22 protein-coding genes and 1 pseudogene are annotated in these 23,696 nt (G+C 53.3%); 14 read left to right on the top strand and 9 right to left on the bottom strand.

Annotation, left to right across the window (positions count from 1 at the left end; genetic code table 11):
- Positions 1–31: 31 nt before the first annotated feature.
- The 4 genes and pseudogenes from htpX to AC07P6_RS11805 form a co-directional block, all read right to left on the bottom strand.
- Positions 32–913, bottom strand: coding sequence for a protease HtpX (gene htpX / locus AC07P6_RS11820; protein ID WP_110274275.1), 882 nt, complete (start codon positions 911–913; stop codon positions 32–34).
- Between the two features lie 235 nt (positions 914–1,148).
- Positions 1,149–3,197 carry a carboxy terminal-processing peptidase gene (gene prc, locus AC07P6_RS11815; RefSeq protein WP_478316391.1) on the bottom strand — a complete coding sequence of 683 codons (2,049 nt, stop codon included), beginning with the start codon at positions 3,195–3,197 and terminating at the stop codon, positions 1,149–1,151.
- 19 nt (positions 3,198–3,216) lie between these two features.
- Positions 3,217–3,894: an RNA chaperone ProQ gene (gene proQ / locus AC07P6_RS11810; protein WP_110274277.1), complete on the bottom strand. Its 678-nt coding sequence runs from the start codon at positions 3,892–3,894 to the stop codon at positions 3,217–3,219.
- 81 nt (positions 3,895–3,975) lie between these two features.
- A pseudogene (locus tag AC07P6_RS11805) lies at positions 3,976–4,489 on the bottom strand (GAF domain-containing protein).
- Between the two features lie 132 nt (positions 4,490–4,621).
- On the opposite strand from AC07P6_RS11805, the gene yebS reads away from it, so the two are divergent.
- The 5 genes from yebS to AC07P6_RS11780 all read left to right on the top strand — a co-directional run bounded on the left by yebS (position 4,622) and on the right by AC07P6_RS11780 (position 10,664).
- Complete coding sequence (gene yebS / locus AC07P6_RS11800; protein ID WP_182239573.1) at positions 4,622–5,905, top strand: membrane integrity lipid transport subunit YebS; 1,284 nt, start codon at positions 4,622–4,624, stop codon at positions 5,903–5,905.
- Positions 5,874–8,507: a PqiB family protein gene (locus AC07P6_RS11795; RefSeq protein WP_478316388.1), complete on the top strand. Its 2,634-nt coding sequence runs from the start codon at positions 5,874–5,876 to the stop codon at positions 8,505–8,507. Before yebS ends, AC07P6_RS11795 begins: the two co-directional genes overlap by 32 nt.
- A gap of 78 nt (positions 8,508–8,585) precedes the next feature.
- Positions 8,586–10,019 carry a 16S rRNA (cytosine(1407)-C(5))-methyltransferase RsmF gene (gene rsmF / locus AC07P6_RS11790; RefSeq protein WP_478316386.1) on the top strand — a complete coding sequence of 478 codons (1,434 nt, stop codon included), beginning with the start codon at positions 8,586–8,588 and terminating at the stop codon, positions 10,017–10,019.
- A gap of 115 nt (positions 10,020–10,134) precedes the next feature.
- Positions 10,135–10,374 (top strand): YebV family protein, encoded by a 240-nt coding sequence (locus tag AC07P6_RS11785; RefSeq protein WP_110274282.1) that lies wholly within the window; start codon positions 10,135–10,137, stop codon positions 10,372–10,374.
- 98 nt (positions 10,375–10,472) lie between these two features.
- Entirely contained in the window at positions 10,473–10,664 is a 192-nt protein-coding gene (locus AC07P6_RS11780) for a YdfD/YebW family protein (protein ID WP_110274283.1), read from the top strand.
- Here the strand turns inward: AC07P6_RS11780 and pphA are convergent.
- Positions 10,661–11,314, bottom strand: coding sequence for a protein-serine/threonine phosphatase (gene pphA / locus AC07P6_RS11775; RefSeq protein ID WP_304259915.1), 654 nt, complete (start codon positions 11,312–11,314; stop codon positions 10,661–10,663). The genes AC07P6_RS11780 and pphA overlap by 4 nt on opposite strands.
- 165 nt (positions 11,315–11,479) lie before the next feature.
- Here pphA and AC07P6_RS11770 point away from each other — a divergent pair, with 165 nt between their 5' ends.
- The 7 genes from AC07P6_RS11770 to AC07P6_RS11740 all read left to right on the top strand — a co-directional run bounded on the left by AC07P6_RS11770 (position 11,480) and on the right by AC07P6_RS11740 (position 18,448).
- Entirely contained in the window at positions 11,480–12,424 is a 945-nt protein-coding gene (locus tag AC07P6_RS11770; RefSeq protein ID WP_478316384.1) for a VirK/YbjX family protein, read from the top strand.
- A gap of 126 nt (positions 12,425–12,550) precedes the next feature.
- The gene (locus AC07P6_RS11765; protein ID WP_142514101.1) at positions 12,551–12,694 is read left to right on the top strand and encodes an Ecr family regulatory small membrane protein; all 144 of its coding nucleotides are present in this window, start codon (positions 12,551–12,553) and stop codon (positions 12,692–12,694) included.
- A 568-nt stretch (positions 12,695–13,262) separates the two neighbouring features.
- On the top strand, positions 13,263–13,811 hold the full coding sequence (locus AC07P6_RS11760) for a Csu type fimbrial protein (RefSeq protein WP_181485800.1): 549 nt from the start codon (positions 13,263–13,265) through the stop codon (positions 13,809–13,811).
- A gap of 22 nt (positions 13,812–13,833) precedes the next feature.
- Complete coding sequence (locus AC07P6_RS11755; protein ID WP_478316381.1) at positions 13,834–14,352, top strand: Csu type fimbrial protein; 519 nt, start codon at positions 13,834–13,836, stop codon at positions 14,350–14,352.
- Between the two features lie 18 nt (positions 14,353–14,370).
- Positions 14,371–15,135 carry a fimbrial biogenesis chaperone gene (locus AC07P6_RS11750; RefSeq protein ID WP_304259923.1) on the top strand — a complete coding sequence of 255 codons (765 nt, stop codon included), beginning with the start codon at positions 14,371–14,373 and terminating at the stop codon, positions 15,133–15,135.
- Between the two features lie 2 nt (positions 15,136–15,137).
- Positions 15,138–17,465 (top strand): fimbria/pilus outer membrane usher protein, encoded by a 2,328-nt coding sequence (locus tag AC07P6_RS11745; RefSeq protein WP_478316379.1) that lies wholly within the window; start codon positions 15,138–15,140, stop codon positions 17,463–17,465.
- Positions 17,466–17,482: 17 nt separating this feature from the next.
- Positions 17,483–18,448, top strand: coding sequence for a Csu type fimbrial protein (locus tag AC07P6_RS11740; protein WP_478316377.1), 966 nt, complete (start codon positions 17,483–17,485; stop codon positions 18,446–18,448).
- Between the two features lie 394 nt (positions 18,449–18,842).
- On the opposite strand, the gene AC07P6_RS11735 is transcribed toward AC07P6_RS11740, so the two are convergent.
- From AC07P6_RS11735 to yobA, 3 genes are read right to left on the bottom strand one after another with little or no spacing between them, the layout of a single operon-like run.
- Positions 18,843–19,181 carry a YebY family protein gene (locus AC07P6_RS11735; RefSeq protein WP_181485795.1) on the bottom strand — a complete coding sequence of 113 codons (339 nt, stop codon included), beginning with the start codon at positions 19,179–19,181 and terminating at the stop codon, positions 18,843–18,845.
- Positions 19,182–19,197: 16 nt separating this feature from the next.
- Positions 19,198–20,067, bottom strand: coding sequence for a copper homeostasis membrane protein CopD (gene copD / locus AC07P6_RS11730; RefSeq protein WP_478316375.1), 870 nt, complete (start codon positions 20,065–20,067; stop codon positions 19,198–19,200).
- A gap of 4 nt (positions 20,068–20,071) precedes the next feature.
- Positions 20,072–20,446 carry a CopC domain-containing protein YobA gene (gene yobA, locus AC07P6_RS11725; RefSeq protein ID WP_478316373.1) on the bottom strand — a complete coding sequence of 125 codons (375 nt, stop codon included), beginning with the start codon at positions 20,444–20,446 and terminating at the stop codon, positions 20,072–20,074.
- A 135-nt stretch (positions 20,447–20,581) separates the two neighbouring features.
- On the opposite strand from yobA, the gene AC07P6_RS11720 reads away from it, so the two are divergent.
- Positions 20,582–20,812 (top strand): DNA polymerase III subunit theta, encoded by a 231-nt coding sequence (locus tag AC07P6_RS11720; RefSeq protein WP_110274295.1) that lies wholly within the window; start codon positions 20,582–20,584, stop codon positions 20,810–20,812.
- 78 nt (positions 20,813–20,890) lie between these two features.
- Entirely contained in the window at positions 20,891–21,550 is a 660-nt protein-coding gene (gene exoX, locus AC07P6_RS11715) for an exodeoxyribonuclease X (protein ID WP_182239597.1), read from the top strand.
- A 6-nt stretch (positions 21,551–21,556) separates the two neighbouring features.
- On the opposite strand, the gene ptrB is transcribed toward exoX, so the two are convergent.
- Positions 21,557–23,617 (bottom strand): oligopeptidase B, encoded by a 2,061-nt coding sequence (gene ptrB, locus AC07P6_RS11710; RefSeq protein ID WP_478316371.1) that lies wholly within the window; start codon positions 23,615–23,617, stop codon positions 21,557–21,559.
- Positions 23,618–23,696: the final 79 nt, after the last annotated feature.

The following is a 23,696-nucleotide window of genomic DNA, read 5'->3' as shown; positions in this document are numbered from 1 at the left end:
ATTTTTTATTTTTATTACCGAAAGCAGATAATTACTTCAGGTATTCCCCGCTACGCAGGGCTTCAATACGTTTATCCAGCGGCGGGTGCGTCATAAACAGCTCGCTCATGGATTTTGCTTTGCCGTTGATACAGAAAGCCATCATGCTGCTGGCTTCCTGCGGCTCATAGCTGGTTTTCAAACGTTGCAGGGCAGCAATCATTTTCTCACGCCCAACCAGTTTTGCCGAACCGGCATCCGCATGGAACTCACGATAACGAGAGAACCACATGGTAATGATGCTGGCCAGAATACCAAATACCAGCTCCAGTACGGTTGCGACGGCAAAGTAGATCAATGGGTTGCCGTTGCTGTTCTCCCCCTCATCGCGGTTGCCGCCGAGGAAACCTGCTGCAATCTGTGCGATAACGCGGGAGATGAAAATAACGAAGGTGTTCACAACCCCCTGAATCAGCGTCATGGTGACCATATCACCATTGGCGATGTGGCTGATCTCGTGGGCAATAACCGCTTCCGCTTCATCACGGCTCATGTTTTGCAGCAGCCCGGTGCTGACGGCAACCAGCGAAGCATCACGACGTGCACCCGTAGCAAAAGCGTTAATATCCGGCGCATGGTAGATAGCCACCTGCGGCATTCCAATACCGGCCTGCCGCGCCTGCTGTGCGACGGTGTTGACTAGCCAGCGTTCCGTTTCATTACGCGGTTGCTCAATGACTTCCCCACCCACTGATTTCAGCGCCATCCATTTCGACATCAACAGCGAAATGATAGAACCACCAAAACCAAACAACAGCGCCATGATCAGCAGCCCGGTCATACTGCTTGACTGAATTCCCGTCAGGCTTAGCACGAGCCCGAATACCACCATCACTGCCAGGTTGGTCAGCAGGAAAAGCGCGATTCGCATCATAATTTTCTTTTAACCTCGATTTAACAAAACGCACTATGCGATTACCCACATGGTGTGGGTAGAACGCCAATTTTCAACCATCATGCCCCGCTAAGTCACGAAAAAAACACAACTTTACATTTTGTAGCACCTTGCTGACGCTCATCAAAAACGTTGACATTTTGTTGGATTCAGGCAAAAAGCAGGCGGGCGGCAGAAATGAAAACGGGCACAATAACTTGTGCCCGTTGGGTGCTTATTTGCTAGCTGGCGGTTCCACCGCTGGCCTGTCTTTTTCCAGATGGGCCAGGTCGAGCGCGATATGAACCGTTTCATCAAGATACGGGTCCGGCTCCTGGTAATCCTTCGGCAGATCATCCAGTTTCTTCAGCAGAGGTTTACCTTCGCGTTTCAGGCGATCGTTCACACGAGACAGGCGAATCGCATCATCTTCCTCATTCTCTTTCTCACGCTGTGCGTAGTTCAGGGAAACGATGTTGCGTTTGTCTTTCATCGCGTTGTAACGGGCAATATCCTTCATGATGTACTGGAATTCCGGATCTTTAACGATACGCTCATCGTGACGTTTCAGAATTTCCGCTTCAAATGGCGTCAAATCACCATATTTCACGAAGGTCGCGGCGTTAACGCTATCCCACGGCAGCGCGTTATCTTCATACTGCTCGCCGGTTTCACGCTCTTCGGTACCGGTCGGCATCATGATTTCCGGCGTGACACCTTTACGCTGAGTACTACCGCCGTTAATACGATAGAACTTCTGGATGGTGTACTGCACGGAACCCAGCGCTGGCCAGTCCGGACGCAGCATCTGATCGTAAATGCGGTTCAGCGAACGATACTGCTGGACGGTGCCTTTACCGAAGGTCGGTTCACCAACAATCAGTGCACGACCGTAATCCTGCATGGCGGCAGCGAAAATTTCAGACGCCGAGGCGCTGAAACGATCGACCAGCACTACCAGCGGGCCTTTGTAATACACCACGCCATCGGTATCGCTGTCTTCACGTACCTTGCCGTTGTTATCACGTACCTGAACAACCGGGCCGGATGGGATAAACAGGCCAGAAAGCGAAACAGCTTCGGTTAACGCCCCGCCACCGTTAGTACGCAGGTCGATAATAATGCTGCTGACGTTCTGTTTTTCCAGTTTCTGCAGCTGTACCTTAACGTCATCCGTCAGGCCAACATAGAAGCCAGGAATATCCAGCACGCCGATTTTTTCTTTGCCGACGGTTTTCACTGACATTTTAACCGCGCGGTCTTCAAGACGAATACGCTCGCGGGTCAGAGTAACAATGCGCGTTTTTGCACCTTTGCCAGCAGGTAGAACTTCCAGGCGAACTTTGCTGCCCTTCGGCCCTTTAATCAGCGCCACCACGTCATCAAGACGCCAGCCAATCACATCGACCATGCCTTTACCCGGCTGACCAACGCCAACAATGCGGTCGCCGACGCTGATAGCTTTGCTCTTCGCCGCAGGACCACCCGCGACCAGTGAATTAATCACCGTATAGTCGTCATCCATCTGCAATACCGCGCCAATACCTTCCAGAGACAGACTCATTTCGGTATTAAACTGTTCGGTATTTCGCGGGGAGAGGTAGTTGGTATGCGGGTCGATCTCGCGCGCAAAGGAGGTCATCGCCAGCGAGAAAACGTCTTCGCTGTTAGTTTGTGCCAGACGACGAATCGCAAATTTGTAGCGACGCGTTAAGGTCTCGCGGATCTCTTTGTCATCTTTACCCGTCAGCTTCAGGCTGAGCTGGTCAAATTTCACTTTGGCATCCCACAGCGCGTTCAGCTCGGCTTCATCTTTCGGCCAGGGGGATTTGCTGCGATCAAGGTTGAAGTTGTCATTGCCGGTAAAGTCCATCGGACGTTCAAGCACTTTCAACGCGTATTGATAGCGTTCGAAACGACGTTTCTGCGCCAGGTTATACAGGTCGTAAAAAACGTCCAGTTTCCCACTGCGCAGCTCATCGCCAATTTGATTCTTTTTACTAGCAAACTGCGCCACATCGTTGGCCAGTAGCACGTTATGGCTATAGTCCAGCAGATTCAGATAGCGGTCAAAAATTTTTGCCGAAAAGGCGTTGTCGAGATCAAACTGACGGTAATGAGAGCGGGTAAAGCGCGATGTCACGCGCTCGCTCACCGTCGCGTGCTGCGGCTCTTCTTTCAGCACGGGGATTTGATCAATCCGGGTAATATCGTCCACAGCAAAGGCCTGGCCAGCTATTGCTAGCAGGCCCGCAAGCGCGGTGAGCTTAAAGAATTTGTTCATGCCTGGCCCGGCCTCCGTTTCAGAACACCAGGTGTTCTGCGCGTACAATCATTGACATACCAGAAGTCAGCTGTACACGAACGCCATCTTTGGTGATTTCCAGGACGGTGGCGTCCATTGCATTATTGCCCGCTTTCACCTTCAGTGCCTGGCCAACGCTCAGTACAGACACATCCGATACCGGGGTGTGACGCTCTTCACGCGGCGCTTTGGCAACGGCTGCCGGACGCGGTTTACGCTGCTCAGTGCCTTCTTTACGACGCACCTGAGGACGCGGCTTACGCTCGCGACGAACCTCCCCTTCCGGCTGACCCGCTGCGGCAGCGGCTTCGCGTTTCTTCGCTTGCTGGGCTGCACGCTGTACCTGAACGCGCGCTTTTGCTTCTTCAAGCTGCTGGCGGGCATGAGTGACGTGCTGTTCTTCCAGTTCACCACATGGGTTACCATCGAGGTCAACGCGGATAGCGCCAGGCTTAACGCCATACAGATAACGCCAGCTCGAAGTATAAAGACGTAGAGCGGCTCGAAGTTGGGTTTTACTGAGATTCATCTCTCCGCCAACACGCTCAACAAGATCCTGAAAAATACCAATTTTCAGGGGGCGCGCTTCGCCTTCAGCGCTGAAACACTGAGGGAAACGTTCGGCCAGAAACGCGATTACTTCTTTACTGCTATTCAACTTAGGTTGATTTTCCATGAAATTTCCTGATTACAACGGACGTAGCCAACAAGCCGCAGGCATGAACAGGCGTCATTATAATGACGTCATCGCTAAATGCTACGTTATCCGTTGATTATCCTGCGACGTGGGTGAATATTTTTTGATAATCAGTCGCAGCAATGAGTTTTTCCAAATGCACGACCAGCTCAGTCAACCCTTTCTCATCTTCAATAGTGAAGCGAGAGTATGCCGTACTGTCGATGTCCAGAACGCCGATAACCTGATCGTTCACCCGCAATGGAAAGACGATTTCCGAATTGCTGGCGGCATCACAGGCAATGTGTCCGTCAAACGCGTGGACATCTTCCACTCGCTGCAGGCGATTCTCTGCAACAGCAGTACCACATACGCCACGTCCAACTGGAATACGCACGCAGGCCAGCTTGCCCTGGAACGGGCCAAGGACCAGCGTATCGCCTTCCAGCAAATAGAAGCCAGCCCAATTCACTTCAGCCAGGCGCTCAAATAGCAACGCGCTGGTATTAGAGATCATGGCCAGAAAACTGGTTTCGCCTGCCATTAACGCCTGAAAATCGCGGTTCAGATCCGCGTAGAATTCTTGTTTGTTCATTTTATAATCGCTTAGTTGTCTTACTACCTTACACTTACAGCCTACTAAAATAAGCTTTAAATGCATTCATGCTCAAGATGAATTCATTCCTGGGTTAAGATAGAGAGATACATTCATTTCCGTACGCTATCAATGCCACTAAAAACACCCCGGATTACGCCAGCGAAAAAAATGATCGTACATTCGGTCAGCGCCCCTATTGCGCACGCCCACTATCAACGCTGCCCGCAGTGCGACCTGCTATTCCGCTTACCGGTCCTCAAAAAGAGCCAAAGTGCCTGGTGCCCTCGCTGCAACGCTAAAGTGCGCGATGGTCGCGATTGGTCTCTTACCCGCCTGGGGAGTATGGCTATTACCATGCTGCTACTGATGCCTTTTGCCTGGACTGAACCGCTTCTGCGTTTGCACCTGTTGGGCGTGCGTATCGACGCGAACGTCCTCCAGGGTATCTGGCAAATGACCGGTCAGGGCGATCCATTGACCGCGGCAATGGTGTTATTTTGCGCCGTTGGCGCGCCGACCCTGCTGGTGATCTCTATCGCCTATCTGTGGCTCGGCAACGTGCTGGGGATGAATCTGCGACCGGTTCTGCTGATGCTGGAGCGGCTCAAAGAGTGGGTGATGCTGGATATTTACCTGGTCGGCATCGGCGTTGCCTCTATCAAGGTTCAGGATTATGCATTCCTGCAACCCGGCATTGGGTTGATTGCGTTTATCGCGCTCACCCTGCTCAGCATCCTGACGCTTATCCATTTGAACGTTGAGGAGCTATGGGAGCGTTTTTATCCCGAGCGCCCGGCGCTGAGGCCGGATAACAATTTACAAGTTTGCCTGGGCTGCCACTATACCGGACACCGCGATTCACGCGGGCGCTGCCGCCGCTGCCACACCCCCCTGCGCCACCGACGCCGTCAAAGTTTGCAAAAAAGCTGGGCGGCGCTGATTGCGTCGATGATTTTTTTGATTCCCGCGAATCTGTTGCCGATATCAATTATTTACGTCAACGGCGCGCGTCAGGATGACACCATCCTTTCTGGCATTATGTCGCTGGCCAATAGCAACGTTGCCATTGCCGGGGTGGTTTTCATCGCCAGTATTCTGGTTCCATTCACCAAAGTTATTGTGTTATTTACGCTGCTGGTCAGCATACAATTCAAGTGTGAACAGGGGCTACGTACCCGCATCCTGTTACTGCGGCTGATTACCTGGATTGGCCGCTGGTCTATGTTGGATCTTTTTGTCATCGCATTAACCATGTCGCTGATCAACCGCGATCAGCTCCTCGCTTTTACGATGGGGCCCGCCGCGGTCTATTTTGGCGCCGCGGTAATATTAACTATCCTTGCTGTTGAATGGCTGGACAGCCGCTTACTTTGGGACGCACATGAGTCAGGAAACGCCCGCTTCGCCGACTGAGGCCAAAATTAAAACCAAACGCCGCATCTCGCCATTCTGGCTGCTGCCGGTCATTGCGCTGATGATTGCCACCTGGCTGATTTGGACCAGCTATCAGGATCGCGGTACGACGATTACCATCGATTTCCAGTCGGCCAATGGTATCGTGCCGGGGCGCACGCCTATCCGCTATCAAGGGGTAGAAGTCGGCACCGTAGAAAATATCTCGCTAAGCAAAGACCTGAGTAAGATAGAGGTTTCAGCCAGCGTCAAAGGCGATATGAAAGATGCGCTGCGCAAGGATACGCAGTTCTGGCTGGTGACGCCGAAGGCTTCTCTGGCCGGCGTTTCCGGCCTTGATGCGCTGGTTGGTGGTAACTATATCGGCATGATGCCCGGCCAGGGTGACCCCGAGGATCACTTTGTCGCCCTCGATACTCAGCCGAAATACCACATTAATAATGGTGAGCTGATGATTCACCTCCAGTCAGCGGATTTAGGCTCGTTAACCAGCGGCTCATTGGTCTATTTCCGTAAGATTCCGGTCGGCCGGGTTTATGACTTCGCGCTTAATCCGAACAATCAGGGCGTCACTATCGATGTACTGATCGAGCGGCGATTCACTAATCTGGTCAAAAAAGAGAGCCGCTTCTGGAATGTTTCCGGCATGAAAGCGGACGTCAGCTTAAGCGGAGCAAAAGTCCAGCTCGATAGCCTCTCGGCGCTGGTGAACGGTGCAATTGCCTTTGACTCCCCTGATAATTCGCCAGAAGCTCAGCAAAACACCGATTATCACCTGTATGAAGATCTGGCCCACAGCCAGCGCGGCGTGGTGGTGAAACTGGAGCTTCCCGACGGTGCCGGCTTAAAAGCGGGCTCCACTCCGCTGATGTATCAGGGCCTGGAGGTTGGTCAGCTCAGCAAGTTGAATCTCAACCCCGATGGCAAAGTGACTGGCGAAATGACCGTCGACCCAAGCGTTGTCAGCCTGCTGCGCGAGAAAACGCTGATCCAGATGAAGAAACCCAGGATTTCTCTGGATAATCCCAGCGTCAGCGCTCTGCTGACCGGTACAACCTTTGAACTGGTGCCCGGAGAAGGCGAACCGCGCAACCAGTTTGCGGTGCTGCCTGCCGATAAATCGCTGCTCGAAGAACCGGATGTCGCCACGGTGACGCTGAGTGCGCCGGAAAGCTACGGTGTCGATGCCGGACAGCCGCTGATCCTGCACGGCGTCCAGATTGGCCAGGTCCTGGAGCGCAAGCTGAATGCCGATGGCGTCACCTTCCAGGTGGCGGTCATGCCCGAGTATCGTTCACTGGTTCATGGCGATAGCAAATTCGTGGTCAATAGTCGTATCGATGTCAAAGTCGGCCTCGACGGCGTGCAGTTCCTCGGGGCCAGCGCCAGCGAGTGGGTCAACGGCGGGATCCGCATTATTCCAGGCGAAAAGGGGGCGATGCAAAGCCGCTACCCACTTTACGCTAACCTGGAAAAGGCGCTGGAAAACAGCATGAGCGACTTGCCAACCACTACGCTCAGCCTCTCCGCCGAGACGCTGCCGGACGTACAAGCCGGTTCCGTGGTGTTGTATCGTAAATTTGCGGTGGGTGAAATCATTACCGTTCAGCCGCGCAAAAACGCCTTTGAGATCAACATCCACATCAAACCGGAATATCGCCATTTGCTAACCAGCAACAGCGTGTTCTGGGCCGAGGGCGGTGCGAAAGTACAGCTTAACGGCAGCGGTTTGACGGTCCAGGCCTCTCCGCTTTCCCGGGCGCTGAAGGGCGCAATCAGTTTCGATAACCTGAGCGGGGCCAGCGCCAGCGCACGTATCGACAACAAACGCGTGCTGTATGCGTCCGAAACCACCGCCCGCGCGGTGGGTGGGCAGATAACCCTACATGCGTTTGATGCGGGGAAAATGGCCGAAGGGATGCCAATTCGCTATCTGGGTATCGACATTGGTCAGATTCAGTCACTGAATTTGATTACCGCCAATAACGAAGTGCAGGCAAAAGCGGTGTTGTATCCGGAGTACGTCAATACATTCGCTCGTGCCGGGACGCGTTTCTCGGTGATCACGCCGCAGATTTCCGCAGCCGGCGTCGAACACCTGGATACCCTCTTCCAGGCCTACATCAACGTGGAACCGGGCCGTGGCTCGCCGCGTCGTGATTTCGAAATTCAGGAAACCACGATTAGCGATTCTCGTTATATCGATGGCCTGAGCATTATCGTCGAAGTGCCGGAGGCCGGTTCACTGGGTATTGGTACGCCGGTGCTGTTCCGCGGGCTCGAAGTGGGTACGGTAACGGGTCTGATGCTCGGCTCAATGTCAGACCGCGTGATGGTGCAGTTGCGCATCAGTAAACGTTATCAATATCTGGTGCGTAATAACTCCGTGTTCTGGCTGGCTTCCGGCTATAGCCTCGATTTTGGCCTGATTGGCGGTCTGGTGAAAACCGGTACCTTTAATCAGTTCATTCGCGGCGGTATCGCCTTTGCCACGCCGCCGGGCACGCCGCTGGCGCCGAAAGCGCAGGATGGTAAACACTTCCTGCTGCTGGAAAGCGAACCGAAAGAGTGGCGTGAATGGGGCACTGCCCTGCCGCGTTAAGCGTAAAAACGCTCCGGTGTCCGACGCCGGAGCGTTTATGGTAAACTGCGCACCCTTTTTTGTTGTGGTGCGCTCCCCGTGGCTCAAAACGCTGTCTATCTTCCTGAAGAATTCCTCGCTCAAATGCGTGCGGCCATGCCGATGCATCTCTCTTTCGATGACTTTATTGCCGCCTGCCAACGCCCGCTGCGCCGAAGTATCCGCGTCAATACGCTGAAAATCACCGTCGCTGACTTTTTACAGCTGGTGGCTCCCCACAGCTGGCAGCTGACGCCGATTCCGTGGTGCGATGAAGGTTTTTGGATCGAGCGCGAAGATGAAGACGCCCTGCCGCTGGGCAGCACTGCTGAACATCTCAGCGGGCTGTTTTACATCCAGGAAGCCAGCTCCATGCTGCCGGTTGCCGCGCTGTTTACCGACGGAGAGATGCCGCAACGGGTGATGGATGTCGCCGCCGCACCGGGTTCAAAAACCACCCAAATCGCCGCTCGCATGGGTAACGAGGGGGGGATCCTGGCGAATGAATACTCCGCCAGCCGGGTCAAAGTCCTGCACGCCAACATCAGCCGCTGCGGGATAAGCAACGTCGCCCTGACCCATTTCGATGGTCGAGTTTTCGGTGCCGCGCTACCAGAGTGTTTTGACGCTATCCTGCTCGACGCCCCCTGCTCCGGCGAAGGGGTGGTGCGTAAAGACCCCGATGCGCTGAAAAACTGGTCGCCTGAAAGTAACCAGGAGATCGCCGTCACCCAGCGTGAGCTTATCGACAGCGCCTTCCACGCCCTTCGCCCCGGCGGCACGCTGGTGTATTCCACCTGCACCCTGAATCGCCAGGAAAACGAAGAGGTCGTCAACGGGCTGTTAGCGCGCTATCCGCAGGCAGTGGAGGTGTTACCGCTCGGTTCGCTGTTCCCGCAAGCCGGTGAGGCGTTAACCGAAGAGGGGTTCCTGCACGTCTTCCCACAGATTTTTGACTGCGAAGGCTTCTTCGTCGCCCGCCTGCGTAAAACCGCGGCCATTGAGTCTTTACCGGCACCGGGTTATAAAGTCGGCAAATTCCCCTTTATGCCGCTGAAAACTCGTGAGTCCGCCGCCATCATTGCCGCCGCGGCCGCCGTTGGCTTGCAATGGGATGCAAGCCATACCCTGTGGCAGCGTGATAAAGAGATCTGGCTGTTTCCCCAGGCACTCGAAGGTTTATTCGGTAAAGTTCGCTTTTCACGCATCGGAGTTCGTCTGGCTGAAACCTACAACAAAGGGTATCGCTGGCAGCACGAGGCGGTTATTGCTCTGGCCGCACCAGCCAGGCCTTTCGAACTGACCCCGGCCGAAGCGGAAGAGTGGTATCGTGGGCGCGATGTTTATCCTGAAACGCTCCCGCAACAGGATGATGCCATCATCACTTTCCAGGGCGCGCCGTTAGGTCTGGTGAAAAAAATCGGATCGCGTTTAAAAAACAGCTATCCCCGCGAGCTGGTGCGTGACGGAAAGCTTTTTGCCGACAAGTCGTGACAGAGTGCAAAAAAACAGCATTTTTTAACTGGCGGTTTACGCCCTGTTGTCTACGCTGAAAAATGTCGGCCTTAACTGGTCGTACCACAACTCAGAAGACAAACGGGGTGAATTTATGAGCAAAACCAATGTACGTATTGGCGCGTTTGAAATAGACGACGCCGTGCTGCACGGCGAACAGCAGGGAGAGCGAACGTTAAGCATTCCCTGTAAATCCGATCCGGATTTATGTATGCAACTTGACGCGTGGGATGCTGACACCAGCGTGCCAGCCATTCTTGATGGTGAACATTCCGTCCTCTACCGTAAGCACTACGACCGCCAATCCGATGCCTGGGTCATGCGCCTCGCCTGACTCAAATGAACCCGTCGCCTGAGACGGGTTATTTATTCCCCCCACGCCCCTGACATCTCCTACACTTATCAATATGTTTTTCCAGACATGAGGCCAGGATGTTTGCCTTAGTGCTATTTATTTGTTACCTGGATGGGGGTTGCGAGGATATCGTGGTGGATATTTACGATAACGAGCGACAGTGCACGAGAGCGATGGACGACCAGCGGATACGCCATGGGGGCTGCTTTCCGGTAGAAGATTTTATAGATAGCTTCTGGCTTCCTGCCCGCGAATACAGCGACTTTTAATGAGTTAACTGTAGCGCTACCAGCGTTAGCTCCCCGCCAAACACCGCGCCGGTATCAATATAGTGCTGGTTATCGCTGTCATAACGCCGTTTGAGCGGCGTATGGCCAAACCAGAAATGATCCGCCCCGTCGATAGCACCATGACGGCCAGCAAAGTGATCTGTGAGGCGCTGTCGACTCCATAGCACCTGATGCTCATCCACCGACTGCTGCCAACGATAGACCCTTGCGGGATAATCAGCATGAGCAATCACATGTACCTGCTCTGCGCTGTGGAGTTCAATAATCAGCGGCAGGTATCGGCAGCGGGCAATAAGTTCCGCGAGGTGTCGCCGCTGATTCACTGAGCTTTGCGTATACCAGTTGCCGCCGTTCATCCCCCACAACATCATGTCGCTACCCTCGAGTACCTCCAACGCCATCTGTTCATGATTTCCACGCACCGCGTAAAACCACCGACAGCGCAGTAAATCCAGACACTCCGCGCTTTGCGGCCCGCGATCGATCAGGTCACCCACCGAAAGAAGCAGATCCTGATAAGGGTCAAATTTGCGCTCCCGAAGCGCTGCCATTAGCCGCGCAAAGCAGCCGTGCAGGTCGCCAACTAGCCAGATATTACGCCAGGCGGAACCCTCAATACGCTGATACATAATATCGTCCTCCTGACACAATTATAGGAAAATTCCGCCACTGTTGCGCTCGTGAATTTATACCTCAATCAATTTTAAACGAAAGCCAAATATAGTCCGCCGGGGCATTAAGCTCTCTACGATATATCCATAGAATAGAGGCCAGATAATAACGAGGTATTCATCGTGACGGATAACAGCCTGCATTCAGTCAGCGTACTTGAGCAACGTTCAAATCTTATTGCCGATCTGGTGATGGGCCGAATCACTCCTGCGCCAATTTGGCAAAAACGCAATTACCGGCTTAAGTTTTTACTGCGCACGGCCCTATTTTATACACCAACGCGCGACATGCTGGAGAACCTTTCAGCGCGTGCGGATTTCAATCAGCTACTGGCCGCGCAGGTAACGCTGCCGGGTAAAGTCCATCGTCAGTATCTGACGCGCGGCTTGAACGCCAGCCAGCGTGCGCAGGCGATTATCAACCATTATCAATTTATCGACTCGCTGCCCGGATCGCGCCTTGCCGCCGCTATGACTTCAGCAAAAGAGATCCCGCTGCTGGCGCTTACAGGCAAAGACGATGCCCCGTTTACGCTTTTCGCTTCCTCTGCGGGCAAAGCCGAACGTGAAGGCGAAACGACCCTATGGTTACGTGACAGCGATAATAACGTGCTTGCCAGCGCGACCTTTAGCGTCACCCGGCAGCAGGATCAATGGCAGCTAACCATCGGCGGTCTGCAAGGGCCGCGCAGTAACATCTCTCATGAGGTGATCAAACGCGCGACTCGCGCCTGCCATGGGCTGTTTCCCAAACGCCTGTTGCTGGAGTTTATTTGGCTGCTGGCGGCACGTTGTCATATTCACGACATATATGGCGTGAGCGATAACGGCCACGTATTCCGCGCACTGCGCTATCGTCTGAGCAAAGGACGTCACTTTCACGCCAGTTATGATGAGTTCTGGCAGTCCATTGAGGGTGTTGCCGACGGAGCCTGGCGCTGGCGTTTGCCACTACGGCTGGAACGAAAAAGTCTGGAGAGCATTGCCAGTAAAAAACGCGCCGAATACCGCCGCCGCTTCCAACTGTTGGATGATATGGCAGCTCAGGTCGCGGTGCTGGCGAGCTAATATCTCAGATTAATCGCTTTCAGCCCGCAGAATAAACGCCGTTTAGCACCACGGCGTTTGCATCTTCTACTGTGCTTTCGTTACTATCATGGCTTCCTCGCACTCTTCCAGGCAGCTATTGAAGTTATGAGTAAAACAGAAATTTTCCTGTTGGCTATGCTGTTGATTATTTTAGCCGTTGCCGTTTGGTTTATTTTCAGCGATGAAATCTGGGTTTTAGTAAGCACTATCGAGACCTGGCTGTACCCTTCCTTTGTGGCACCAGAATAAATATTTTATTGTTATTTTTGGACTGAAAATCTTCTTCTCACCCCTTCAATCAATAAGCAGAAACAATCCATAACAAATAAAAGCAAATAAATTTTTGCTCATCATTTAATTTGTCATACAAATGTATATACTTAACCACTTCCGATGTAGGCCCGTAAACTTCACCTGCACCATGGGCCTGATTTCGTGCAGGTGTCTTCTCTCTTACCTACGCTAAAGCGATGCGTTCAGAGTCTATTCCTGCTTTTTTGTCCATATTTTTTGTTTCAAAATTTGCGCCTGATTGTGATTCTAGAAAAAATTTTTATTCTCCCCTCCAACATCACCACACAAAGAAAAAACAAAATACCAACAATAAATTAACACAAGGTGTTTACGTCCAATCAATTAAAATTTAACAGATTTAAAAACCATAAAAATAAAAAAATCCAGCTAATAATACAACATTACGCTTATCTCGCAGAAGTAGTTATATGTTAATCAACTAAACCGGAGCGCATGTTCGGTGATAAAAGCATAAAGCTCCATCGTTGTTTTTCTTCCGCGGCTTTCCATCAAGAGGTTCTCCATGAACGTCAAAACGATATCGCGCAGTGTCTTAGGCGGCTTATTAAGCGCAATAGTCATCATTCAGCCATCTTTTGCCGCGGGCACGCTAAGCGGTCAGATTGGCGTTCAGCTTACGCTTGGTAGCGGATGCCGGGTGTCGAATGGTTCCAGAGAGGGAGAACTTAACAAATGGGGGAACATCAGTTTTGGCGCCTACGGCGATTTAGCCAACTCCATTGATGCCGGAATGGTCGGCAGCGGTGGAGCCACCGCAGTCTCCATCGCCTGTACCGCGGCGCTGCAATCAACGCTGACGCTGGATGGTGGCCAGCAAGGATCGTCAACTCTTCGTTATATGAAAAATACAGCGGATAGTGAGCTGATTGCCTATCGCCTGTACTCCGATGTGGGTCGTAATAGCGAAATCCTGCCGGACGGCAGTATCGCAATCACCGGAACCGGCAGCCCACAAGAGATACCCATTTTTGCGCGTATCCGCCCTGAAGACCAGGATACGCCTACCGCAGGCAACTACAGCGACATCGTCACCGCGACGTTAACCTGGTAACGACATAAGGGAAATGGGCGTCATGCTTCGACCAATGTGGCTTACATTATTTCTGCTTTTTGCCTCGGGCGCCCATGCAGCCACTGCCCAGAAGACGTTTAAAGTCTCCGCACAGATAACCGCAGGCTGTGCGCTTGGCGCAGGAGACGGCTCCCAAACGACGGATTTCGGCACGTTGAGTTTCGGCACCATGTCATCGCTCTACAGCAATGTTGATGTCGCCAGCACGCCAGGCGCGGGGTCGATTATCGTGACCTGCACGCCAGGCACCGCTATTTCAATCGCTCTCGACTATGGCGTTAACGGTGGCTCAGCAGCCCAGCGTTATATGTCGAACGGCGGCGGTAACACCCTTGCGTATCAGCTTTATCAGGATAGTAACCGTGCCACCGTATGGGGTAACAGCACGCAGGCTTTGAGCATCGCATCATTTCCGAGCACCACGCAAACCTACACGGTTTATGGCCGCCTTTTTGCCACGAATGGCTTCCCGGCGGTGGGCTCTTATACCGACACGGTCACCGTCACGCTGACCTATTAGATAATGCACAGGTTAACTATGACTCGCTGTAGATTTGCGCTGTTTTTATTCGCTTTATCCGCCCCAGCTTCCGTTCTGGCCGCCAGTTCCGTACTGGTCTGGCCGATATTTCAAACTATCGAAAGCCACGAAAAAGGTTCTGAGCTGTGGCTGGAGAATCGCGGCAACACGCCGGTAAATTTACAGCTGCGCGTTTTTTCCTGGGATCAAAAAGCGTCATCCGATGCCTATGCCGATCAAAACGATGTCGTCGCCAGTCCCCCCTTCACCACAGTCGCGCCGGGACAGCGCCAGTTGGTACGACTGATGCGCGTTGCTCCCGTCGCGAATGGAAAAGAAAAATCCTACCGCATCGTTATTGATGAGATCCCTCCTGCGCAACCGGCAGTGCAAACGGATAAAAACTCCGCAGGGCTGAGAATGCGCATGCGCTACGTTCTGCCGCTGTTTACCTATGGGCAAGGCATCACGCCGCTAAAGAACGATGGCTCAGTCGAAGCGGTCAGGACAACGCTGCGCTGGTCACTTTCCCAGCAGAATAGCCGTCAGGCGCTTTGCATCGACAATACCGGCAATCAACACGCCCGACTTAGTTCGGTTTACTGGGCAAACGCCAGCGGTAAGAGTCAAATTTCTCAGGCTAACGGCCTTCTTGGCTACGTACTGGCGCAGAAAAAAAACTGTTTTCCGACCGCAGGCAAATCTGCTGTTCCGTCAGGGATGCATCTGTTTGCTAAATTAACCGATAACGGTCAGGCGGTGGAAATTCCGGCGAACCGTTAACCATGAGAGACCTGAAAAGGGCGACCTATGGGGGGCTGCTGGCGATTGCGTCGGTAACAGCTTACGCCGCAACCTACGATTCGTTGCCTGCGCCAGTGGCATCGTACAGCGAAAAGCAGGAATATGAGCTGTACCTCGGTTTATCGGTCAACGGCAATACCCCTGCGGGTACCGTTCCGGTCAAGGTTATCAATGGTCATTATTGGGTCTCAGCCAGCGTTTTGCAGCAGTCGCATATCCCTTTGAAGACCAGCGACACGCTGGTGGATATCGCCACCCTCCCTTCAGTGAAGGTGGAATATGACCAGACCGGGCAAATGCTCAAACTGCAGGTCCCGGACAACTGGCTTCCTGAGCAGAAAATCGGCGAGGCATCAGGGCAAAATTACCAGGCCGCGATTAGCAGTCCAGGGATTTTATTTAACTACGATGCCTACAACCTTTTTTCATCCGACGGCACGCAAACCACCAGCACCTACAGCGAAACGCGTCTTTTTGGCCCGGCAGGTATCCTCTCCAATAATGCGGTAATCCGACAAAACTGGTCTTCAACAGGTTATGAGCAGCAGGGCTATATGCGCTACGACACCCTGTGGAAGTACAGCGATAGCGAGCGGATGATAAGCTACCAGGCAGGTGATGTTGTGAGCAACGCGCTCACCTGGAGCAGCTCCGTGCGGATGGGTGGACTACGCGTGAGCCGCAATTTCAGCGTTCGCCCGGATCTGGTGACTTATCCGCTGCTCAACTTATCCGGCAGCGCGGCGGTCCCTTCAAGTGTCGACCTGTTTATTAATGGTTTTAAAACCAGCTCTTCGCAGATTAATGGCGGCCCCTATACGCTGACCAATGTGCCCTATATCAGCGGCGCGGGTGAAGCTACCGTGGTAACGACCGACGCCCTTGGCCGCCAGGTTTCCACCAATATTCCCTTTTACGTCTCCAATACCCTCCTGCAGGAGGGTCTAAGCGATTTTGATTTCACCGTCGGCGCCCTGCGCAACAATTACGGCATCAAAAATGCCGATTATGGCACCGGCGCGGTAAGCGCGATTTACCGCTATGGGTTAAACAATTGGCTAACCCTCTCAGCGCATAGCGAAGACCGCAAAGGATTAACCAATGCCGGGGTTGGCGGCGATATCGGCGTGGGTAATCTGGGGACCCTCAGCCTGTCGACCAGCGCCAGCCGCGGCGAAGGAAATGGTAACCAGCTCACTGCGGGTTACTCTTACTATGGCAATAGTTGGGGGATTAATTACCAGCATATTCAACGCAGCGCTAACTATGACAACCTCAGCACCTATGGCTCGACCAGCATGCTAAGCCGCCAGTCAGACCAGGCCACGCTGAGCCTGAGTCCATGGGGACGCGTATTGGGTTCTTTTAGCATTGGCTACTTCGATATCAAGGCCGAGGATAATTCACGAACGCGCCTGATGAACCTCTCCTGGAGCCGCAGCCTGTGGAAAAGCAGCAGCTTCAGCCTGAGCGTAAACCGCGATCTGCAAGAAAATAGCTACGCCAGCATGTTGCAGGTCATCATCCCCTTCGATTCGCAAAGTTCAGTGCAGTTAAGCGGCCAGCGCTCCAGCTCCGGTCAATGGGGAGAAAATATCAGTGTGAGTCGCTCTGCCCCGGCAGAAGGCGGATTGGGCTGGAATCTCGCCCACTCGGTTGGCGGCGATAATTATAGCCAGGCGGATCTCACCTGGATCAACCGCGTGTCAACGCTGAGCGGGGGCTACTACGGCTCACGTGACGATCATCACAGCTGGTTTGAAGCTACTGGTTCAGTGGTGCTGATGGATAACAGTCTGTTCTTCGCCCGGCAAATTAACGACGCCTTTATCGTTGTTTCCACCGGCAACTACCCGAATATTGCGGTTAATTATGAAAACCGGAAGGTCGGCGTGACGGATAAGAACGGTCATCTGCTGATCCCCTGGGCTGCGGCCTGGTACCCGGGAAAAGTCACCCTTGATACGCTTCCTCTGCCAACGGATACCGAAGCCGCCACGGTGGAGAAACGTATTGCCGTACGTGAAGGCAGCGGCGCGCTGGTTGATTTTCCGGTGAATCGCGTGCGCTCGGCAACGATTGTCTTCGTCGATGCCCAAGGGCAGCCGCTGCCGGTCGGTACGCCGGTTGAGGAGAAAAACAGTAAACAGCAAGGTCTGGTGGGCTACGACGGCGTGGTTTGGTTCTCGCATCTCACACGCAAAAATGACGTCACGATAAACGCCGGGGGAGTGCGATGCCACGTGCAGTTCGAACTCCCGGAATCAACGCCTGTCCCGCAGCGGATCGGCCCGGTTAGCTGTAACTGATAACAACGGAGACAACGTTGAAATACCTTCTATTTTTATGTGTTGCGCTATTTTTGCTGACACAATCGGTCAGCGCGCTGGCCGATTGCAGCATTAAACCCAGCTCGCCAAGCTTTGGCTCCGTGGACTCTTTCACGCTCGCCACTGTACAACAGGGCGTGAGCGCTGGCGCAGGATTTACCTGTACCAAACCGCTGATTGCCATCCTGGCCACCAATACCGTTACAGCCAACATCACTTCCGCAACTAATGCCAATGGCACAACCCTGAGATTACTCGGCGATAACGGTGGCGCCTATGTGCCTTATGATATCTGCAAGGATTCGTCCTGCGGCACTGTTTTTGGAGTCAATAGCAGCATACCCTGGACATCAACTTCGCTACTCGATCTGTTGGGATTATTTAACTCAACCGATGGTACGCTGCCGCTCTATTTCCGCATCTCCGTCGGCAACAATGTTCCTGCTGGAACCTACACTGACCAGATCTCTATCCGGTGGGATTATCGCCTCTGCTATGTCGGACTATTCAATGTGTGTGCCTGGGTAAGTAGCGATCCCCCCGCTACCCCCCTTATTTCAACCATAAACGTGACCCTGAAAGTCACCAACTCCTGCTATATCGATAGCTATCCCGATGTCGCTTTTGCGACCGCCGCAATACCAGCAAACTTTGCCGACATAAGCGGTAAATTTTCTATTCGCTGTACCAAAAATGCTGCCTACATCGTCAATCTTGCAAGTGACAACGCCAGCAACGGCAACTGGCGACAGTTAAGCGCCACAGTCAATATGCGGAGCTATTTCCTGCGATATCAATTTTTTCAACTCAATGGCAGCGCATGGACCCAAAGCAACGATCTTAGCGCCTCCGGTACCGGAGCATCGCAGGACGTCAACTACACGCTAAAAGTAGATACCACACAGGCAAATCTACCCGCGGCGACTTATAACGACAACGTCAAAATCACCGTGACGTACTGAAGTCGAATTACGCTGGTTTTCTGTAAAGGGAATGTTATGCAGGATTTTGTTGTGATATAAGAAGAAGAGGCCACTTGATGCAAATAAAGGATTATTTCCGGCCTGGATATGTAACAAATTGATAAATAATAGATAAAAAAAGACCGAACACGATTCCTGTATTCGGTCCAGGGAAATGGCTCTTGGGAGAGAGCCGTGCGCTAAAAGTTGGCATTAATGCAGGCTAAGTCGCCTTGCCTTATAAGAATAGTTTACCGTGTCAGGTTTTCCAGTCCGCGACAAAAGTGGACGAATAATTCCTGTCAAAATTGCGAATGCCAACAAAAAACCGCCACTTCCGGCAAGGGACGTTGGCGGTTTTTTTCATGCAAATACAGTTGGATACTAGTACCGATCAGCAGAGTTTCTGCGCACGCTCAATAAATGGCGTCAGGCTCATTTTTTGTCCTGGCTGCTGCGGATCATCGACCTGGATCACAGAAATCGGCTGGGCGTTGGTCTTGCCGTCTTTCATCTGCTGCTCGGCGACTTCATTTAGCGGGTACTGCACCAGGGTACTGGGGTTAATGGCAAACAGCGCATTCCCTGGACGGCAGGTCAGCATCACCTCTTCACGATTAAACGCCCAGCTCTCCTTACCCACTTCAAAGCGGCTCACGGTAATCACCTTTGGTGCCGCCAGCGCAGCGCCAGAACTTGCCAATAACAACAGTGCCAAAACGATTTTTTTCATGATTTAACCAGTTAATTCAGTAAGGTTCCCAGGTGGCAAAAAGGCTGACGGCAAACAGTGCCAGCGCACCCAATACTATTTCCATCTGCGTGGTTCGCACGATGAGCTGTTCCGCCCGCGTTCCGCTTGCCGAGATGCGTGGCACCAAAACATACCGGTTCACCAGCGCAATTGCCACCATTGCGGCCACCAGGGCACATTTGAACAACAGCATCCGCCCCCAGGGCGAGTCGCTGATGAGTCCTCCCTGGATAAACAGCGCATTCACTATGCCGCTGGCGATGGCTCCGGCCACCGCCAGATGCCCGTAACGCGAAAAACGCATCATGGTGTAAATAGCGGCCTGCCGCCAGCGCCCATGCGCCAGGCGTAAACAGTAGATAAACGGCAACAAACCGCCAAACCAGCTGGCGACACAAAACAGATGCACTGCATGGTTTGTCCGTTGCAGTATCCCCTGCCAACCTTCATTCATCGCGGCATGGCCAACACCTGCCAGCAGCAATAATTGTGCGCAAAGGAGGATCAGCAGCAAGCGGGCCGGACGCCGTGGTTTCAGCCATACCACCACCAGCGCGACCAGGGCCAACAAAATTTGCCACACCCACGCGCTGCCGAACTGCGTCCCGGCAACCGCCTGCCAGATGGCGGGTTGCCAGACATCCGGCCAACCGTTGCCCATTAACCCACCCTGCGCCATCAGCATCAACAGCGCTGACAGCGCGCTCGCCAACAATAAATGGCGCATCAGCGGATAGAAGCGCTGCATCAGCAAACGACGCAAGGTCACCTGCGCCCACCACGCGCCGTAAAGCACGCAGCCGAAGGCGATCATCAGCGAGATAAAATGGATAAAACGTAAGCTGACATAGACTCCGCTAAGCATCGGCTTACTTCACGGTAAAGGTGTATTGTCCTTTGGTCTTATGGCCATCTACGGAGACCACATGCCAGTCAACGGTATATTCACCCGGCGTTAACGCCTGCTCGACGGGCACCGTCAGTTGGGATTTGTTGCTCTCATCGCGGGTGGGTTTGCCGAGGGCAACAGTTTTCTGCTGCGGCCCGGTCAGGGTCACGCCGCTAAATTGCGTTTCGATTCCTTCGGAGAAGCTCAGCGTCAGCGCCTGCGGCGACGCATTCACCTCAGCGTTAGCTGCCGGAAGCTGCTGTTGCAGGTGTGCGTGGGCAAATGCGCCTGCTGCAGTCAGGCTGCAGGTGAGAAATAGAGACAGACGCAGCGCGCGTCCGGCGATGATTGGCATAGTCGTCATTCCTTTTTGTTATGTATGTAGTACAGAGAATAACCCTGTATAATGACACAGTCGAGCTAAGCGTCTGAGACTTGCCTTTTTGCCGTATGCTTAGTACTTTTTGCGGCATTATCAAAGGAGAAACCGATGGAAAAGAACCTGGCTAAAATTTCCCAGGAGGAGATGGACAAAGTGAATGTCGATCTTGCTGCGGCCGGCGTCGCCTTTAAAGAGCGCTACAATATGCCGGTAGTCGCCGATTTAGTCGAAAGAGAGCAGCCAGCGCACCTGCGCGACTGGTTTCGCGAACGGCTGATAGCCCATCGTCTGGCATCAGTTTCTCTTTCCCGCCTGCCGTATGAGCCGAAACAGAAATAATTCCCGTCCCCTGTGGACATCTGAGTTGGCAAGACCTGCGCATTCTATTACGCTGGTTTCTTTGGCCTGGAGCAAGCCATGCTGCGCGTAATCGATACAGAAACCTGCGGATTGCAGGGGGGCATTGTTGAAATTGCCTCGGTAGATATAGTGGACGGACAAATTACCAATCCGATGAGCCATCTGGTTCGCCCCGACCGCCCCATCAGCCCGCAGGCGATGGCAATTCATCATATTACCGAAGAGATGGTCGCCGATAAGCCGTGGATTGAGGAGATTGTGCCGCTGTACATGGGCAGCCCGTGGTACGTCGCCCACAACGCCAGCTTTGACCGTCGGGTGCTGCCGGAAATGCAGGGCGAGTGGATTTGCACCATGAAGCTGGCGCGCCGCCTGTGGCCGGGAATTAAGTACAGCAACATGGGGTTGTATAAATCGCGCAAGCTCAGCGTTACCACGCCACCGGGGCTGCATCATCACCGGGCGCTGTACGATTGCTATATCACCGCCGCCCTGCTGCTCGACATAATCAAAACTTCCGGCTGGTCGCCGGATGATATGGCCACGATTACCGGCCGCCCGGCGCTGCTATCCACCTTCACCTTCGGCAAATATCGCGGCCAGGCGGTCTCTGAAATAGCGGAAAACGACCCCGGCTATTTGCGTTGGTTATTCAATAACCTGGATCGTATGAGCCCCGAGCTGCGCTTGACGCTTAAACACTATCTCGGGGAGTAACCAGCTCTACGCTTGTGCCCGGCCTGGCAGCGTCCCCTGCGCCAGGCCAATCAGAAACGCGAACTCCAGCGCCACGCCCTCGTAGCTTTTAAAGCGTCCGGATTTACCACCGTGACCAGAATCCATATCGGTACACAGCAACAGCAAGTTGTCGTCGGTTTTCAGCTCGCGCAGTTTTGCCACCCATTTTGCCGGTTCCCAGTATTGCACCTGCGAGTCATGCAAACCCGTAGTCACCAGCATGTGCGGATAGGCCTGCGCCAGGATGCCGTCGTAAGGACTGTAGCTCTTCATATAGTGGTAATACTCTGCATTCTGTGGGTTACCCCACTCTTCAAACTCACCGGTGGTCAGCGGGATCGACTCATCGAGCATCGTCGTCACGACATCAACAAAAGGAACCTGAGCGACCACGCCGTGAAACAGTTCCGGTCGCTGGTTAATCGCTACGCCCATCAGCATACCGCCCGCGCTGCCGCCCATGCCGTAGCATAAGTGGGGCGCGCCGTAGCCCTGCGCCAGCAGCGCATCACAGACGTCGAGGTAATCGTTGAAGGTATTTTTCTTGCATAGAAACTTACCGTCTTCATACCACTGCTGGCCCAGTTCGCCGCCGCCGCGAATATGAGCGATAGCAAAAACAAAACCGCGGTCGAGCAGGCTCAGGCGGCTGGCGCTGAAATCCGCATCCATGCTGGCGCCATAGGAACCATAGCCGTAGACCAGCAGCGGGCTGGCTCCTTTGCGGAAATGTTCATGCCGGTAGACCAGAGACACCGGAACCTCAACGCCGTCACGAGCTTTGATCCACAGGTGCTCGCTGCGGTAATGGCTGGCATCAAAACCTTTTACTTCCTGTTGTTTGAGTACCCGCCGCTCGCCGGTATTCATGTCCAGTTCAAATAGCGTATCCGGCGTGGTCATGGAGGAGTAGCCGTAACGCAGACGGGAAGTTTCTGGCTCCGGGTTATAAGAGAGCCAGGTCACATAGGCCGGATCGTCAAACGCAATGCCCTGTGACTCCCGCGTTTTGCGATTGATCTGCCGCAGACTGGTCAGCCCATGCTGACGTTCTTCGACCACCAACCAGTCGGTAAACAGGGTAAAGCCTTCCAGCATCACCTCGTGGCGGGCAGGAATTAAGGTTTCCCACTGTTGCTCATCGCGCAGCGTGCTGCGATAAAGGCCAAAGTTCTTACCTTCACGGTTAGATCGCAGATAAAAGGCATGCTGATAGTGATCGAGACTGTATTCATGATCTTTGCGACGCGGCAGAAAACAGATCGGCTCGGCATCGGTCATCTCTGCATTCAGCAGCAGTACTTCGCTGGTGGTCGCGCTGGCCAGATAAATCACCACAAACTGTTGGGAGGTGGTTTTGTGAACGCTGACGTAGAAGGTATCGTCCTGCTCTTCATATACCAGGATATCTGAACTGGCCGGGGTACCAAGACGATGGCGCCAGACCTGATACGGCAGCAGCGTGGTCGGGTGTTTACGCACATACCACAGGGTCTGTGAATCGTTACTCCAGGCAAAATCAGGCGAGACGTTTTCCAGCACCTCTGGGTATTCGTTATCGTTGTGCAGAGAGTACAAGCGCAAGCTATATTGCCGCCGTGAAAGATAATCTTCCGCGACCGCCATGATGTGGTTGTCCGGTGAGATCCCTAAGCCGCCGAGGGTATAGAACTCGCTACCGGCCGCCCGTTTGTTACCGTCGAGCAGAACGTCCCACTCATCCCACTCTTCTTTTAGCACCGACTGGCGTTGATAAATAGCGTATTCGCAGCCCGGCTCATAGACCTGACGGTAACGATAGCCATTTTTGCTGTACGGTGCCGATACTTCGCGCGGTGGAATACGATCAATAATTTCCTTCAGTACCCTATCCTGTAGACTACTTTGCGAAGACATGACTTTTTTCCCGTACTCGTTTTCCTGGCGCAGATAATCAAGCACTTCCGGCTGAGAGCGCTCGTCATCACGCAGCCAGTAGTAATTATCAATTCGGGTATCGCCATGTAAGGTCATGGCATGAGGGATTCGTTTTGCTTTTGGTGGCATCTGCTTCGTCTTCTGCGGCTTATATTATTTATCCTTCAGCATGCCCCAAAGCGTGCTGAAGGATGACAGGTATATAAGG

It is taken from the genome of Klebsiella sp. GFKo11 (assembly GCF_056490265.1).
Note: the sequence above shows the minus strand (reverse complement) of the source record. Positions and strands in the feature narration are given on the sequence as shown.

Excerpts from the sequence above, each read along its gene's own strand:
- htpX (WP_110274275.1), bottom strand. The coding sequence starts at position 913 with ATGATGCGAATCGCGCTTTTCCTGCTGACCAACCTGGCAGTGATGGTG.
- prc (WP_478316391.1), bottom strand. The coding sequence starts at position 3,197 with ATGAACAAATTCTTTAAGCTCACCGCGCTTGCGGGCCTGCTAGCAATA.
- proQ (WP_110274277.1), bottom strand. The coding sequence starts at position 3,894 with ATGGAAAATCAACCTAAGTTGAATAGCAGTAAAGAAGTAATCGCGTTT.
- yebS (WP_182239573.1), top strand. The coding sequence starts at position 4,622 with ATGCCACTAAAAACACCCCGGATTACGCCAGCGAAAAAAATGATCGTA.
- AC07P6_RS11795 (WP_478316388.1), top strand. The coding sequence starts at position 5,874 with ATGAGTCAGGAAACGCCCGCTTCGCCGACTGAGGCCAAAATTAAAACC.
- AC07P6_RS11785 (WP_110274282.1), top strand. The coding sequence starts at position 10,135 with ATGAGCAAAACCAATGTACGTATTGGCGCGTTTGAAATAGACGACGCC.
- AC07P6_RS11780 (WP_110274283.1), top strand. The coding sequence starts at position 10,473 with ATGTTTGCCTTAGTGCTATTTATTTGTTACCTGGATGGGGGTTGCGAG.
- pphA (WP_304259915.1), bottom strand. The coding sequence starts at position 11,314 with ATGTATCAGCGTATTGAGGGTTCCGCCTGGCGTAATATCTGGCTAGTT.
- AC07P6_RS11765 (WP_142514101.1), top strand. The coding sequence starts at position 12,551 with ATGAGTAAAACAGAAATTTTCCTGTTGGCTATGCTGTTGATTATTTTA.
- AC07P6_RS11760 (WP_181485800.1), top strand. The coding sequence starts at position 13,263 with ATGAACGTCAAAACGATATCGCGCAGTGTCTTAGGCGGCTTATTAAGC.
- AC07P6_RS11755 (WP_478316381.1), top strand. The coding sequence starts at position 13,834 with ATGCTTCGACCAATGTGGCTTACATTATTTCTGCTTTTTGCCTCGGGC.
- AC07P6_RS11750 (WP_304259923.1), top strand. The coding sequence starts at position 14,371 with ATGACTCGCTGTAGATTTGCGCTGTTTTTATTCGCTTTATCCGCCCCA.
- AC07P6_RS11745 (WP_478316379.1), top strand. The coding sequence starts at position 15,138 with ATGAGAGACCTGAAAAGGGCGACCTATGGGGGGCTGCTGGCGATTGCG.
- AC07P6_RS11735 (WP_181485795.1), bottom strand. The coding sequence starts at position 19,181 with ATGAAAAAAATCGTTTTGGCACTGTTGTTATTGGCAAGTTCTGGCGCT.
- copD (WP_478316375.1), bottom strand. The coding sequence starts at position 20,067 with ATGCTTAGCGGAGTCTATGTCAGCTTACGTTTTATCCATTTTATCTCG.
- yobA (WP_478316373.1), bottom strand. The coding sequence starts at position 20,446 with ATGCCAATCATCGCCGGACGCGCGCTGCGTCTGTCTCTATTTCTCACC.
- AC07P6_RS11720 (WP_110274295.1), top strand. The coding sequence starts at position 20,582 with ATGGAAAAGAACCTGGCTAAAATTTCCCAGGAGGAGATGGACAAAGTG.
- exoX (WP_182239597.1), top strand. The coding sequence starts at position 20,891 with ATGCTGCGCGTAATCGATACAGAAACCTGCGGATTGCAGGGGGGCATT.
- ptrB (WP_478316371.1), bottom strand. The coding sequence starts at position 23,617 with ATGCCACCAAAAGCAAAACGAATCCCTCATGCCATGACCTTACATGGC.